Source organism: Ornithinibacillus bavariensis, assembly GCF_050433565.1.
In the GTDB taxonomy this organism is placed as follows: domain Bacteria; phylum Bacillota; class Bacilli; order Bacillales; family Amphibacillaceae; genus Ornithinibacillus; species Ornithinibacillus bavariensis.
The window spans coordinates 97,153-111,970 of record NZ_JBNPWZ010000006.1; the positions used below are offsets into that span (position 1 = coordinate 97,153).

The 14,818-nt window shown below is 36.8% G+C and carries 15 protein-coding genes and 1 pseudogene; 4 read left to right on the forward strand and 12 right to left on the reverse strand.

The features are described from left to right. Nucleotides 1-39: 39 nt before the first annotated feature. Nucleotides 40-645, reverse strand: coding sequence for a class I SAM-dependent methyltransferase (locus tag HNR27_RS11885; protein ID WP_212920810.1), 606 nt, complete (start codon nucleotides 643-645; stop codon nucleotides 40-42). A gap of 285 nt (nucleotides 646-930) precedes the next feature. Between HNR27_RS11885 and HNR27_RS11890 the strand changes: the two genes are divergently transcribed. Then, entirely contained in the window at nucleotides 931-2,097 is a 1,167-nt protein-coding gene (locus HNR27_RS11890; protein WP_429339897.1) for an MFS transporter, read from the forward strand. A gap of 313 nt (nucleotides 2,098-2,410) precedes the next feature. On the opposite strand, the gene HNR27_RS11895 is transcribed toward HNR27_RS11890, so the two are convergent. Next, nucleotides 2,411-3,031 carry a class I SAM-dependent methyltransferase gene (locus HNR27_RS11895; RefSeq protein ID WP_429339898.1) on the reverse strand — a complete coding sequence of 207 codons (621 nt, stop codon included), beginning with the start codon at nucleotides 3,029-3,031 and terminating at the stop codon, nucleotides 2,411-2,413. Nucleotides 3,032-3,169: 138 nt separating this feature from the next. On the opposite strand from HNR27_RS11895, the gene HNR27_RS11900 reads away from it, so the two are divergent. Further along, nucleotides 3,170-3,604 (forward strand): YugN family protein, encoded by a 435-nt coding sequence (locus HNR27_RS11900; protein WP_212920813.1) that lies wholly within the window; start codon nucleotides 3,170-3,172, stop codon nucleotides 3,602-3,604. 36 nt (nucleotides 3,605-3,640) lie between these two features. Here HNR27_RS11900 and HNR27_RS11905 read toward each other — a convergent pair whose 3' ends face one another. Beyond that, nucleotides 3,641-4,711 (reverse strand): C45 family autoproteolytic acyltransferase/hydrolase, encoded by a 1,071-nt coding sequence (locus HNR27_RS11905; protein WP_212920814.1) that lies wholly within the window; start codon nucleotides 4,709-4,711, stop codon nucleotides 3,641-3,643. 117 nt (nucleotides 4,712-4,828) lie between these two features. On the opposite strand from HNR27_RS11905, the gene HNR27_RS11910 reads away from it, so the two are divergent. Continuing rightward, entirely contained in the window at nucleotides 4,829-5,038 is a 210-nt protein-coding gene (locus tag HNR27_RS11910) for a hypothetical protein (protein ID WP_212920815.1), read from the forward strand. A gap of 47 nt (nucleotides 5,039-5,085) precedes the next feature. On the opposite strand, the gene HNR27_RS11915 is transcribed toward HNR27_RS11910, so the two are convergent. From HNR27_RS11915 to HNR27_RS11955, 9 genes and pseudogenes are all read right to left on the reverse strand, one after another. Further along, complete coding sequence (locus HNR27_RS11915) at nucleotides 5,086-5,871, reverse strand: ABC transporter permease (protein ID WP_212920816.1); 786 nt, start codon at nucleotides 5,869-5,871, stop codon at nucleotides 5,086-5,088. Beyond that, nucleotides 5,871-6,629 carry an ABC transporter permease gene (locus HNR27_RS11920; RefSeq protein WP_212920817.1) on the reverse strand — a complete coding sequence of 253 codons (759 nt, stop codon included), beginning with the start codon at nucleotides 6,627-6,629 and terminating at the stop codon, nucleotides 5,871-5,873. Before HNR27_RS11920 ends, HNR27_RS11915 begins: the two co-directional genes overlap by 1 nt. A 214-nt stretch (nucleotides 6,630-6,843) precedes the next feature. Then, a pseudogene (locus tag HNR27_RS11925) lies at nucleotides 6,844-7,555 on the reverse strand (ABC transporter ATP-binding protein). 402 nt (nucleotides 7,556-7,957) lie between these two features. Further along, complete coding sequence (locus HNR27_RS11930) at nucleotides 7,958-8,899, reverse strand: nucleoside hydrolase (RefSeq protein ID WP_212920819.1); 942 nt, start codon at nucleotides 8,897-8,899, stop codon at nucleotides 7,958-7,960. Nucleotides 8,900-8,911: 12 nt separating this feature from the next. Then, entirely contained in the window at nucleotides 8,912-9,850 is a 939-nt protein-coding gene (locus HNR27_RS11935) for a nucleoside hydrolase (RefSeq protein WP_212920820.1), read from the reverse strand. 129 nt (nucleotides 9,851-9,979) lie between these two features. Continuing rightward, nucleotides 9,980-10,525: a cupin domain-containing protein gene (locus HNR27_RS11940; RefSeq protein ID WP_212920821.1), complete on the reverse strand. Its 546-nt coding sequence runs from the start codon at nucleotides 10,523-10,525 to the stop codon at nucleotides 9,980-9,982. Between the two features lie 75 nt (nucleotides 10,526-10,600). Then, on the reverse strand, nucleotides 10,601-11,353 hold the full coding sequence (locus HNR27_RS11945; protein ID WP_429339899.1) for a FixH family protein: 753 nt from the start codon (nucleotides 11,351-11,353) through the stop codon (nucleotides 10,601-10,603). A gap of 23 nt (nucleotides 11,354-11,376) precedes the next feature. Then, the gene (locus HNR27_RS11950; RefSeq protein WP_212920823.1) at nucleotides 11,377-11,961 is read right to left on the reverse strand and encodes a DeoR family transcriptional regulator; all 585 of its coding nucleotides are present in this window, start codon (nucleotides 11,959-11,961) and stop codon (nucleotides 11,377-11,379) included. Between the two features lie 158 nt (nucleotides 11,962-12,119). After that, nucleotides 12,120-12,992 carry a hypothetical protein gene (locus tag HNR27_RS11955; RefSeq protein WP_429339900.1) on the reverse strand — a complete coding sequence of 291 codons (873 nt, stop codon included), beginning with the start codon at nucleotides 12,990-12,992 and terminating at the stop codon, nucleotides 12,120-12,122. A gap of 439 nt (nucleotides 12,993-13,431) precedes the next feature. On the opposite strand from HNR27_RS11955, the gene HNR27_RS11960 reads away from it, so the two are divergent. Then, the gene (locus tag HNR27_RS11960; RefSeq protein ID WP_429339901.1) at nucleotides 13,432-14,337 is read left to right on the forward strand and encodes a nuclease-related domain-containing protein; all 906 of its coding nucleotides are present in this window, start codon (nucleotides 13,432-13,434) and stop codon (nucleotides 14,335-14,337) included. Nucleotides 14,338-14,818: the final 481 nt, after the last annotated feature.

Sequence of the window (14,818 nt, forward strand, 5' to 3'; positions counted from 1 at the left end):
ATATTTCGCCAAAACTTTCGATTTTCCTTCTAACATGCATTAATAATCTAATCGATAAACTAAAAAGCGTTCATTATTGTTTTTTTCATATAGACCTGGAACCACAACCTCCTGAGCTTGTTTAAATGCTGTACGATTTTCTAAGTAAAATACATAATCCTCGGAAGGGTAGTAAAGAATAATGTCCACTTCTCTTGGGGCCTTCTCCACCGAAAGCATAATTTGATTCACTATGTATTGAAAGATATGAACGGAAAATGGGTTAAAGAAATAAAATCGATTATCTATTTCACTAATTTCATACTGCTCAGCTAAACAGTGCTTAAACTGGAGTGTCTCTACAGAATTATTTGTTTTCTTTGTGTAAAGTTTTCGGTTATGAAGAGCCTTGCGATAGGCGATTTCATTCATTTCAATTCCGGTCACTGCTGCTTGATAAAAATAATGAATAAAGAAGTTTAGCCTACCAAGGCCACAGCCAAAATCCACGAAATGATCACTACTTTTCACTTCATATTGTTCAACTAAAATCTCTAAAGCCTCGTATGGAGTTGGTTCATACGGATAATAATGAGTTATTTGGTTTAATACACCTTTACCTATTGTTTGTATGTTAAATAGCTTATCATAATAATATTCCTTCATATCTGTGCCTCATTATCTGTTTTTATCGTAATATTACGCTTGTTTTACTCATTAGACAAGGTGGTGTCTCCCTATTTTATCGTTGGCTGACATAATCTTTTTCTTTGTTGATACTAGTTTCGGTAACTATCCTAATCTATAACTCTTCTCAGGATAATCATGGCATTTACGATTTTTCCTCTTGGTCACATTAAAAATTTCTGCCAATTTTAATCACTATTAACGCTTGTCAGCAAACTCTAACAAGTTTACTATTAGATAGGGAACTTAGAAAGGACAGAGTGAATGGATAAACGTGTTTATTTCTTAATGATCGTTTCATTTATTATTGGAATGGTCGAATTAATCATAAGTGGTTTACTGGATCTAATTGCCGGTGATTTACATGTATCGATTGGAGCTGCAGGGTTTTTAGTAACCATCTTTTCTCTTATTTTTGCTATTGCATCTCCGATTTTATTGCTAATGACAGCAAAAATTGAACGAAAGAAGCTTACCTTAATCTTTTTGTTTTTCTTTCTAATCGGTAATGTCGTATCGATTATTAGCCCGAATTATAGCATTCTGTTGCTGGGTAGGATTATTACTGCATTAAGTGGAGCGCTCTTAATCATTCTTTGCCTTGTCATGGCTCCTACAATCGTAGAACCTAAATACCGTGGAAGGGCAATTGGAATTGTATCGATGGGTGTTAGTGGTTCATTAGTGCTTGGTGTTCCAGTAGGATTAATGCTAGGAGAAATGTTTAGCTGGCGGGCACCTTTTATTTTTATAGCAATATTGACTGCCTTGTCCCTCATTGGTGTCTTTTTCTTCATGGATCGTGTGGAACCAAAGCCTGCTGTTCCGCTTCGACTACAGCTAGCAACCTTGAAATCAAGGAAAATATTGTTTGCGCATTTTTCCACCTTCCTTTATATGTCTGGACATTCCGTGCTTTATACGTATTTAAAGCCTTTTGTTCAGGAAACGATGGATTTAAGTGCTACCTGGATTAGTATTCTCTTTTTAATTTTTGGGATAGCAGCTGTGAGTGGTGGAGGTCTTGGTGGTACATTCGCTGATACGTTAGGTACAAAAAGGACGATTATTTCCTCCATCCTAATATTCAGTACGGTGATTCTTGTAATTCCATATACTACTTTCTTCATGCCTATATTCTTGATTGCACTCGTACTATGGGGAATTATGAGCTGGGCTATATCACCAGCGATGCAAAGCTATTTAATTGACTCTTCACCAGAAACATCTGATATTCAACAGAGCTTAAGTAACTCATCCCTGCACTTTGGCATCGCATTTGGTTCGTTCGTTGGGGGAATGATTATTGGAAAATTACCAATTGAAGCAAACGCAATTATCGGCGGATTATTCATCTTAGCTTCTCTTGGAACCATGCTCATCTCCTTAAAAAGTAGTCTAGTATCAAACAAAGCTTCTTCAACCATGTAAAATAGGATGACCTTTTAAAATTCATTTAAAAAGGTCATCCTTTTCATTAAGCAACCTTATTGCCCTGCTCTCATATCCTCTTACAACTTATGCCAATATAGCTTTTACTCATCTCAAGCACAGTCACTTGCCAGAAGCAAGATGGAACTTCTATATTCAAACCCGTTATATGGCTTCCACTACACATTCAGCTAACGTTTTTCTATGCTCGCAGGTTGTACCCCTACATCTAGTTTAGTTAGTTGTATATTATAGTTTTTGTCTGTAAAATAGTAAAATATTTTTTCCGAAAAACAAACATATCCTGTCCGAATTATTTCTTACAAATGACTATACCAAGTGGAAAATTTTTCTCTATTACCGCTGGATGTTCAGGTTGGATTAATGCACCTTTTTGATAAAAAAAGTTTTTGTCCGGATAATCTGCAAATAATTCCTTAAATTCCTGTACAGTCAGTTGATGAACATGGAATTCCTGCCCACTTGGCTTTCCTCTCCCTTCACCAAATGGTGTTGATAAAATCAATGTTCCACCTGGCTTGAGCATTTCATAAATATTTTTCATAAATTTGGCTTCTTCTTTTACATGCTCAATTGTTTCAAAGCTGATGATACAATCGAACTGGCCAAGCTTATCCGGTAATGTTTGATCAGTAACATCCCCTACTAAAAAGGTTGAGCATGGATGATAATAGGTAGCCTTTGCATACTTCACTGCATCTGGATCAATATCAATACCGATAACCGCTTCTACATGATTTACACGCGACTTCGCAATAATATGACTCCCATATCCTGAACCACTAGCAAAATCCAGTACTCTTCCGTAAGCATATTCCCTTGCAAAATGATATCGAGCAATATGCTCGATTAACAACCCATTCAATATCTTCATGTTCTCCGGGATAATTCGTTCCCCTGTGTCCTTTAGCATGTCCATCCCCACGTTCCATTTTTTTCATATTTTTTAGTCTACCATGCAGATACTCATCTGGGAAATATTTAATAGCAAGGGTATGTTATTCCATATATTGCTAATACTAATTGAAAAGCACTACTAGGAGGTTGGAAAGTGATTGAATTACAAACAGAGTTGGAAGGAAAGCGGGCCTACTTTGGCGTTGCCCGACAGTTAGCGAAGCAATTTGGACTTAGTATGTGTGGTAGCTGGGAGTATGACGGTGCATTCTTTGATGCAACACTACACCGTGAAAATGGGGAAACCATTTATCTTCGTATGCCATTTCACGTACTTGAAGGAATGTTAGATAGAAGTGATGCTTTCATTGAATTTAGAACACCATTTGTGATTAAGCATATCGTACATATTGGTTTAGACAAGGATGAGAACTCCTTACTTGCAGCAACAGGTTTTAATCAATTTCAGGAACCACTGGATAAAGATGGACAAATAAGAAATAAAACAAAGTGGGAAGAAATCGGTGAAGATGTGTCAAATGAATATGCCCGAGCAATCGCTGCTATAGAGACCAAACATATATCTTAACCGTAAAGACAACCAATTATAATAGATTGGTTGTCTTTACATTAGTATACTCGGGTTTGAAAGTATTTCCATATTTACAAATGATGAATTAGAATCAAGTGTTCCTTTGATTTGTTTGATGCGCAGCTTCTCTCCGTCCAACCATTTTTGAAAGTCTAACATTACAGGCTTTTGGTCACCACCTAAAGAAAACCATGCCTTCATTTCTCTTGGAAAATATGCTGAGGTATGGAGTGTACCTGCCCAAGCACCATATTTAGAAGAAAACACACCATTATTCGTATTATTCATCATCTGAAAAGCCTGATAAGTATCCAAGCTATTCTTTCCTTGAAGCATCATAGACGCTTGCCTATTCATGGATTCATCTGTTCGGTAACGGTTTTCCTCCGTTATTTTTTCAAAGTGATTTGTACATGCATTACTGTGATGGACCTCTACTCTTCGTGGGGAGGCTTCAACGACATAGCTCTTACCCTGTTTATCAAGAAGGACATAATTAAAAGAGTGTCTATGTGGGATCTCTTTTAACAGATCAACTGCCTCTGCAACAGATGCGCAAGACTCGAGAATAAGTCTCCCAATCATATTACAAATAAAACCACTATCAGAACGGACACGATTAACAAAGTTATATCCCATTGCTAACCCTTTTTCATTTATCCCATCAATACGCCCGGTGATTTGCATCGAAGGTCCAGCTATTGCATACCCACCATCCGTAGGCTGATAAAGCACATATCGTCCTTCATAGGATGCAGGATGGTTATCGTAATTCCGTACCATATAATCCTCACCGGTAAAAATAGAGCACCCACTTTTACCATATTCTAAATAGTATCCGCCAAATTCTCGAATCGCATCGTGCATATGCCATTGCAGTGCATCACATAGTCCCTCTATTTCCTCCCATACGCCAGGAGCAAATTGCAAAATAGCAGACTTAACCTCCTGCTCGTCAATCGAAAAATGATATTTTCTCTTTGGTCCCCATTGTTTTTCACGATTGGCAAGAATTGGTGATTCTCTAAGTGCCTCACCCTGCATAAATCCGAAATCATAGTGACCTCCGCGAAATTGAATTATGTCACTGTATACTGGTTTCATCGTTATCTCCTCATTCCAAATGTATCCTAAGTTTAGTTTATTTTTCATAGGAAAGAAAAAATTATGCCTGCGAATAAAAGGAGTACCGTAAGCCATTCTACTATCTGAGGTGATTAAATGAAAAAAGAGGAAAATAAAAAATTTGCGATGCCTGTTGAAGCAAACATAGACGGAGAAATTGGCGCGCAGAATGGACTACGAGCAAACTATCCATTTGACTATTTAAATAAAATGGTTGGGGACTCTGTTAAGGAGCATAAGGAATTAGAAGCAGCAAATGAAATAATTGCAGAAAAGGAAATCGGGCAGTCATTCCATAATTCTTGAATGAAATACAATATGGCAGTGGGAATAGCCTATCCCACCGCCATATTCTAAACACTCTTTAATAATGCACCATTTTTCCTAGCAACCTTTTCCATCATTGTCGCAAACACTAACGAAACCAATAAATAACAGATACCGATAATTAGCTCTTTTCCTAATAAAGGGTATACCGAATACGACTCGATTCCATAAATGGAACGTAGTGCCTCAATGCTATGGGTTAATGGTAGCATTCTTGCGATAAATTCCAGGCTGTTTGGAAGCAGTGTAACCGAGAAGTTTACCCCACAGAATACTTGAAAGACTGCCAATGCTAGGTTTAAAAACAGGTTAACATTAGCAAATAATAGACTAAGGCAAGCGAATAATAATGAAAAAGCTAACACCGAAAACAGGGTGACAATAAATAACACCAGAATATTTCCAATTTGGTCTAAAGGTAATGGAATATCAAATATGAGCCAGCCGATTAGTAAACCGACGGTAAAAACAAACATTCCATCGAACAATGGTACAATCGCTTTTCGAATAATAATCCACAGTGTCGGTGAAGGAGAAGCGATATTTAACTCTAGCGTCCCATACCTTCTCTCAAATCGGAACATTGTCATAAAGTTTATCATAATTGTATGACATGTATAGCTAGCAATATTTCCAATGACTACAAAGCTTAAATAGTCCGACCCAATCATGGCACTGACTAATGTTGCATAAAACAAATAGTTCATAAAAGGATCAACAATGCGAAACAAAATAAACAGCTTTAATGATTGAAAGGAATATAGTGCTTTATAGGATAGGTTAGTAAATCCGTATTTATGTATCCAAAACATCACATTGCACCTAACTTTCCATGTCTACGTAAGACCATTTCCATTTTTCGAATAACAAATGCAGCTAATAATAAATAGATGAAACTTATACCTAGTGAAATTATCATGGTCGTATACATCATTTCATTTACCTCAATTGCTTCATAGACAGCTTTTATTCCCCAGGTCATCGGTATACCATATGAAACAAATTGGATAACATTAGGCAATTGCTCAACTGGAATAAATACCCCACACATTAAAATAATTGGTGTCAGAATTAAATTTTGAAAATCAAACACATTTTGAAATACCGCAAAAACTATTGCTAAAATGATTCCCACTACACATAAAGAAATAATAAGCACAATGACAGAAGAAAAAAACCAGAAATAATTTGAAATAGTAATGGAAAAACCAAAAATAAATCTGGCATATACGAAGCTTAACACCATCGTAATTAGTGCAATCATGGAATTACTAAATGCCTTTGAGATAATGACTTGAAACAGTGAGGTTGGTGCCGCAATAACAAGCTTTAATGTGTCACTCCATCGTAAAGAGACTAATGCAGAACCCGAGGAATATAATACATAGCTCCACATACTAATTAATGCCGAAGCTACTACAAAGCGGTCTGTATTTACATCTCCCCTAATCTGCTGTAGAAAATATACAATCGTTAGAAATACTAAAGGCTGGAAGAAAAGTAGAAATTGGTACATTTTGTTATGAAAATTTGTAAAGTATTTTATCTCTTGGACGAATAAATTTAGCATCTTAACCTACATCCTCCATTAGATAAATATAGGCATCCTCTAACGATATCTCTCTCTTACTAAGTTTAAGCACCTGACCAAATTGTTCCAAATAACTAGTTGCCTCATCCTCACTAGAAATTTTCATTTCGAATTTAATATGAACAAAGGATCCCTTTAAAACTTCTTCCTCTACATTCTTAAAGGTTTGATCCGCTTTCAGCTTCTCTAAATGTTACGTGCTCAATATCGCCTCATACAGGTTCAAATGATTACAGCTCTCCTTAATATGACTTGGTTCACCAATGATGCTGATTTTCCCATCGCGAATAAAAGCTATGCGGTCACATAAATCATCTGCTTCTTGCATGTAATTGGTTGTTAAAATTACTGTTATCCCTTGTTCAGAAAGTTCTCTGACTAAGTCTCGTAATAATCTTGCTCCAACCGGATCAAGACCGATAGTAGGCTCATCCAAAAACAGGATTTTCGGCTCATTAATTAAGCATCTAGCAATATGTAATCGTTGAATCATTCCTTTGGAAAAGGTATGGATTTTCTGGTTTTCTGCTTCCTTTAAGGAGACTAAATCTAGTAGTTTATCAATTAATGCGGGTTGTTCCTTCCTCTTTACCTTATAAAGCGTACAAAAATAATATAAATATTCCTTTCCCGTTAGCCGACCATAAACGCCTCGCTCTCCACCATATACAAAATTAATTTGGTTTCTAATTTTTTGACTTTCACTGACGACATCGTAACCTAATACCTTTACATCGCCTTGTTGGAAGTAATAATGTCGTAAGTATTTTAATCGTCGTAGTCTTACCTGCACCGTTCGGACCTAAGAGACCAAATACCTCTCCTCGTTTCACATCAAAGGAAATATGATCAAGTGCAAGCTTATTCCCCTCTTTTAGCTTATATACACGTGTAAGATCCTTCACTTCAATAACGTTTTCCAACCTAATTCCCCTTTTATTATTGATATGTTTTGAATTTTATCATACTTGGGAAATAATTCCTATATTGAAAAATATTCAGGGAATATAGCTGTTATAATCACTTGAAATAGGTAATATAATTGGATAGAGCTAAATGAAAGGTCACGAAAATTGGCAATTACTACAGAATAACGATGCCAAAGAGGATGTTGAATGAAGTAAGGGATTAGTTACGGGATGATGTCATAGATAAAAAAATGACTTTGAAGAAATGATAAATATAATTCAAAAAGATAGGAAGAAAGTGTTATAAGGCACATCCTTATTATTAGAATGTGCCTTCCAAGGCTATTTTTTTATTCTATTTGCAAATATAATATCTTTTCTAATTTCTGTTTATTTATTTTATTTTCCTCGCAGAACCGCTAACAGGTCGGCTTTGAATACATCACGATCCACAGCTTCACAAACCCTCACATTAGGATTCTTCCCACTCCGATTATTGATATCTACCATATTATAACCTCTCGTGATCTCGCCTTTTGTTTCTACATCGACATAGTACATCGTTGACTTTGTCATTAATTCCTCATTCGCTGCAATCGCAACTAATAATGTATCTGGATGTGTTGTTCCATTAATCTTATGTACTTCACGGTTAAATTTCAGTACAACACGATTTATATCCATGAAAAATTTCGAGCGCTCTGTTCCTAGCTTTTCAATCTCCTGATGGTCCTCATCTGCCATAACAGAGTACCTTGTACACATATCCCAGCCGACCATTGTAATTGGAATACCAGAATGTAAAACGATTTTAGCTGCTTCCGGATCCACATAAAAATTATACTCTGCAGCTGCCGTAATATTACCGAGGGAATTGTTCGTACCTCCCATGATATAAATATGTGGAATATCCTTCACAATTGTAGGGTCCTTCTTCATCGCCATCGCAATATTCGTTAATGGCGCAATAGCTAATAGCTCTATCTCTCCGGGGTTTGCTTTTACCGTTTCAATAATAAAATCAATCGCATGCTTGTCCTCTGGTCGTTGCTTAGCTTTTTCAAAGAATGAATCCCCCATTCCGTCTTTTCCATGGACATCCTCTACTGTTACATGCCCTTCCTGTGTTCCAAGGATTGGACCCTCATATCCTTTAAAAACTGGCACATGATAATCCGGATTAAAAACCTGGATTGTATACAATGCGTTCTCTACCTCTTGATCAAAATCTACATTTCCACCAGTAATGGTTACTCCTTCAACTTTAAAATGATGAAGTGCCGTTAGAATGGCAATTGTATCATCACCTGCTGTGTCCGTATCAATAATAATTCTTCTCATTTTGTATTCCTCCTATGCCTGTTTAGCTAATTCCGTGATGTAAGTGAAGAAGGCATCTCTGTCTGCCTCATAAACCAATTGAACTGCTCGTCCACTTTCAGACAGCTCTGTTTTACCTTGACTAGGTCCATCCTTATAGACAATGCTTTTGACCTCTTTTTTCTTAACTAAATCATCTCTGCCAACAGTAGCAGTTGTTAATACATCCCAAAGGAAATAAGTAGAATTTGTTTGGAAATGAACTAAAGGCGGTACAACAGCATAGCTTTGCCCAAGAAAATCTACACCTTCATATTTCCGCTCAGAAGCCCAGTGATTTCTCACATCCAATGTTAGTGGAACCATATTCGTACTCTCTAATGCCACTAGATCTATTTGAATATTCGAGTCCCACACAGCCTTTACAGCCTCTGGGTCCCAAAAAGCATTCCATTCTGCTGTTCCATCATGCTCAGGCTCCTCGACATTACCCATTTCTAAGAATGTGCCACCCATCCAAGCTAATTTTTCAATTTTCCCTTGAATGTCAGGTGCTTCTTCTAATGCTCTAGCTAAATCTGTCAGAGGACCGACGAAGACTAAGGTTATTTTTTCTGTGCTATTACGAAGTGACTCAATTAAATGCTTGTGAGCTGGTAGATCAGATAACGGTGTTTTGACCGGTAAGTGCTCATTTAATATCGGCAAAGCATCCACCACAAATGCATGCATTCGCCAATCTTTAGGAAATGGATTTTTTCCACGTGAATTGGAAGCAGAAACCTCAATTCTTCGACCCTTGCCAAAACGATCGATAATTTTTCTACTTGCAGAAACTGCTGGTTCTAGATAACAGTCTGCAGGAATGACACCCACCCCAATTAAATCAACATCATCCATTTGTAGCAATAGAAATAATGATACTAAATCATCTACTCCACCATCGTGGTTCAAGTAAACTTTTTTCTTCATGGATGCACTTCCTTTTTCATCTACTGTTTTGACTATATTATAGTCCACTTTTACAGATAGTGGTAGCTTTGCTTTTCTTATGAAAAGGCATCAAAAAAGCGCAATCCCAAAGAATTGCGCTTTCCCAACTTAATCTCCTTCCTCCATTGCTTGTGCTTTGGTCGTATGGACTGTTCCATGAGGGTGATGTGGAGGAGCATAGATGGAATAAAGCTTTAACGGTATATTTCCTGTATTGATGACATTATGCCAGGTCCCTGCTGGTACCATTATAGCCGTGTCATCCCGTAATCTTCGTTCAAAATCTAGCTTATTCTCCTCTTTCCCCATTTGAACAATACCTTGCCCTTGCTCAATGCGAAGAAATTGATCTGTATTTGGGTGAATCTCTAATCCTATATCCTCACCGACATTTATACTCATCAATGTTACCTGTAGGTGTTTACCAGTCCATAAGGTAGTACGATAATTTTTATTTTGTTTACTTGCTGCGTTAATATCCACAACAAATGGTCCTGGACCATGGTCTTTCAATGGTACCCTAGCCTTCAACTTCTCTGTTTGCCAATAGCCCCAACGTGTGTCAGGAACCTGCCAGTAAGGCGTCTGCATAGGATAATACGCAGGGTCATAGTATAGAGCTGTATTCGGATACATCATCGGAACATAGTACATTTTCTCCATCCTCTCATAGATTTTCTAAATTATTGTATGCTCTATGTTAGGCGAATGTACTTGTTAATGTTATCCTTACTTAACTACTTCTATTTCCTGCTCCTGATGTTCATGTAATCCATCATCATTTGTGACATGGATTACAATCGTGTATTTACCTGTCTCTGTAAACGAGTGTGCACTACTATATTCACCAGATTTAGCTTCTTTTGCATCGACCCAATCATGCTTTTCAGAACCATCCTGGTATATTTCATAACGTACATTTGCAGCTACAAGAGGTTGATCACCTAATTGCAGATGAACTGTTAATGGCACTTTTTGGTTCTGTTTTACACTATCCGGTTTTTCAAAATGCATAGAAAAACCTTCTGTACTTGAGTGCTCATGCCCTTCCTCATGACCCTCATCATGCGTGGCTGCTGCACCATTACCAACTGTAATCGATTTTTTTGGCATGGAATGCATGTCTCTTGCTGTTGTATGTGCATAGATTTCATAAATGCCGTCCTTATCAAAAGTCACTTCGGCAGTATATGTACCATCTGCATTATTTTTTGCATTGATAGTCTTACTATCCTTTTCCTTTCCTTGTTCCCAATATTCAAATTGAACCTCATTAGCATCTTTAACTGCTTCTTCACCATACGAAACAACTGCTTTTAGTAGTACTGTTTCATTTACTTCTGCATGCTCCGGAAGATCAAAATCAACACGTAATACGTGCAGTTCTTCTGGTTCACTCTCGGTCTCTTTTTCAGAATTTCCACATGCTGATAACAACCCTAACACAATTACGATTAATCCAATCCAAATTTTTCGTTTCATTTTCTTTCCTCCATTCTGGTATTTTAGCTGTGATTATGACATCCATAAGTCCCGAGCATTTTATCGGCAATGACTTCCATAGCCTCTTGAAATCCATAAATCTTACCACCAAATCCTTTTACAAACTTCTCGGCATGTTCTAGGTTTCCAAAGGTTAAAACTTGTGGCTGACAACAGGCAATATTTAAAGTAGTATCCATTATATACCAAGTTAATGGTGCACTTATCGTTGTATTTAGGAAAAAATCATGACAAATTGCCTGCAGTACTCCGTTACCTAATTGTCGATGTCTTAGTAGACCACAGTGTGCACAGCAAGCAGTCTCAATTTGGTCATTTTCCAAGATTAGCCGATATGCCATCTTTGCATTAACTGGCTTCTGACAATACGTACATATCCCCTGGTCAGGCAAACGATTATCCTCTTTTTCGATGAGGGAGATCCCACCAAAGGTCTTGATAATCAGCCCCTCTTCCAATAAAGGCTTAATGTCACGATAGACCGTCATTTCTGAGACTCCTAGCTTTTCACTTAATTCACTAATTCTCATCGCCTTTTTCGAATAAATTAATGCTCTTATTTTATTTTGCCTTTCAACCGGCAGCATAGATTCACCCCTTTGTTATAGTTTGAGGAAATTTGTTTCAATTTAACAATCTAACACAAGTATAACACCTAAATATTCTTATTTATTCAGGTAAGTTTGAAAGAATTGTGACTTTATTATTAAATAGAAAAAACCAAACTTCCATGAAGCTTGGCTTTTTATAAATAACATGTAATCGATTGTTCAATCCAGTACATAAATACGGTACCCGGACAATTTTTTTCAAATTCTTTCATTCTTAAATACATATCCAGTCCATCTGAAACATCATGCCATAAATCTGTAAATACAAAATCATAATTATTCATAGGCATTTTTTCCTCAGCAAATTCAAAGGCATCCGCTTTTATAATAGTAATTTTCTCTGCATTATCAAACTGTGGTAGTATATATTGTTTAAATAACTGAATAACATCCTCATTTTTCTCCACAATGGTGACGGTTTTGACTCTCTCTTTTTCAGATACCATATAAGCATAATAACCAAGTCCCAAACCATATGTCAGAACATGGCCGAATGCTTGATCAACCGCTTCTTGTATCGTCTCTATTTCATTTGGAGTAACAGTCATCCAAATACGGTTACGTTCCAGAACCGCGGGGTAAATAAATTCCCTATCAAAAAATCCAATTTGCGGTATTTGTCTACCTTCTTTCGTTTGGATAATATCATCACAAACAAAAGCCTCAAATGGTTTATATTTTTCATATTTTAATTCACTATTACCGATTTTTATAGTAGGTAGCTTGATATTTTTGTAATATGGGTTACTAGAATATGTACCTCCATCAAGATGATGAATCATCTGCAGAAAGTACTGGTTAAATAGCTCCCTGTCTGCTGTATTATCTACTATATCCAGTCCAAACGCAGCAGCTAATATAATCGAAAAAGCATATTCATAGGAGATACCACTTTCAACAAGCTCCTCGATTTCCTCTTTTTCAACATAATCAGGCGCATTATTTAAATAATTGCTTACTAGGGAAAATACTTTGTAGTTATCTTGTTTTACGTTTTCTTTTACCATATTGTGCCTCATTCTTTCTCCTAATCCGATGCAGTTTGTTTAGGGTGATCTATATAAGTAACGCTATTTTAATTTTACCAGTTGTACCTCATTCTTTCTCCTAATCCGATGCAGTTTGTTTAGGGTGCTTTATATAGGTAACGCTATATTAATTTTACCATTTGTTCCTCATTCTTTCTCCTAATCCGATGCAGTTTGTTTTAGGGTGATCTATATAAGTAACGCTATTTCAATTTTACAAGTTGTACCTTTATTATTCCAAAAGGATTGCTAATCACATGCGATTAGATTGTAGTCTAACCCCATTCTGGAAAAATTCTTGAGGTGATTCCCAAAGGACCCGAGTCAGGATGTTATTTCTATTCTGTCTTGAATAATTGGATAATTTTTCCTATAGTATACTATAAGACTATGAAAGGATGTGAGGAAGTGGATGATAATGACAAAACCAGAGGAAATAAATATTTTTCAGTATTTAGAAGCCCGCTTTAATCTTTCAGAGGGAGATAGACTATACTATTCGAACCTGCTAAAGGGTTATAAGGGAGAACAACTATTTGTCAAATTGCTTAGTGACCAGGCTGAGACTTGGACAATCTTAAACGATGTTATTCTTGAATGGAATAATGCTACCTTTCAAATTGACACATTAATTATCTTCCGCAACAAGATCTATTTGTTTGAGATTAAAAATTATGAAGGAGATTATTATATTGAAAATGAAATATGGTATACCATATCGAACAAAGAAATTAAAAACCCGCTTCTACAGCTAACCAGATGTGAATCGTTACTCCGCCAGCTACTCCAACATTACGGATTCCGTATCCCTATTGAATCGTATATTATCTTCATTAACCTGGAGTTTACACTATTCCATGCCACGACAAATCTACCAATAATACTACCAACCCAGTTAAAACGTTATTTGACTCAGTTAAAGACAGCACACCAATCCACTAGTAGTAACCATAAACTAGCTAAATTAATTGCCACACTTCGCAAAGATAAATCTCCATATACAAAAATACCCACATACACCTATGAGGACGTAAAGAAGGGAATTACATGTAGTGCCTGTAGCTCATTTGAAATAAAAATTATAAAAAGACAGTTAATTTGTATGCACTGCAATTATCATGAGCATATAGACGCCGCCATTTTAAGGTCCACACGACAGTTTAAAACTCTGTTCCCTGATAAAAAAATAACCACTAAAATAATTTATGATTGGTGTCAGATTATCGATTCTAGAAAAACTATTCGTAGAGTACTAGCAAATAATTTCACTCAATTAGGGCATGCAAAGTCTATTTATTATGTAGACTCTAGTGAAATAAAATAACAATGGAAGTTTAGGGGAGCTACCATGTTGATCTATTGGTCGCTGAGGTTCGTGGGATGAAATAGGTGCTTTGGTTGGTGTTTCTTGTCTGGGGACGGATTTTTGGTGGCAATAGCGGCTTTGTTTACCGTTTTTCGTTCGAGTACCGATTTTCGGGAACCAATAGCGGCTTTGTTTACCGTTTTTTGTCCGGGCACGGATTTTCGGGTGGCAATAGCTGCTTTGTTTACCGTTTTTCGTTCGTGCACGGATTTTCGGGAACCAATAGCGGCTTTAGGTACCGTTTTTCGTTCGAGTACCGATTTTCGGGAGCCAATAGCGGCTTTAGGTACCGTTTTTTGTCCGGGCACGGATTTTCGGGAACCAATAGTAGCTTTGGCTACCGTTTTTTGTCCGAGAACAGATTTTCAGGACACAATAGTAGCTTTGGGGACCGTTTTTCGTCCGTGCACCAATTTTCAGGAGCCAATAGCTGCTTTGT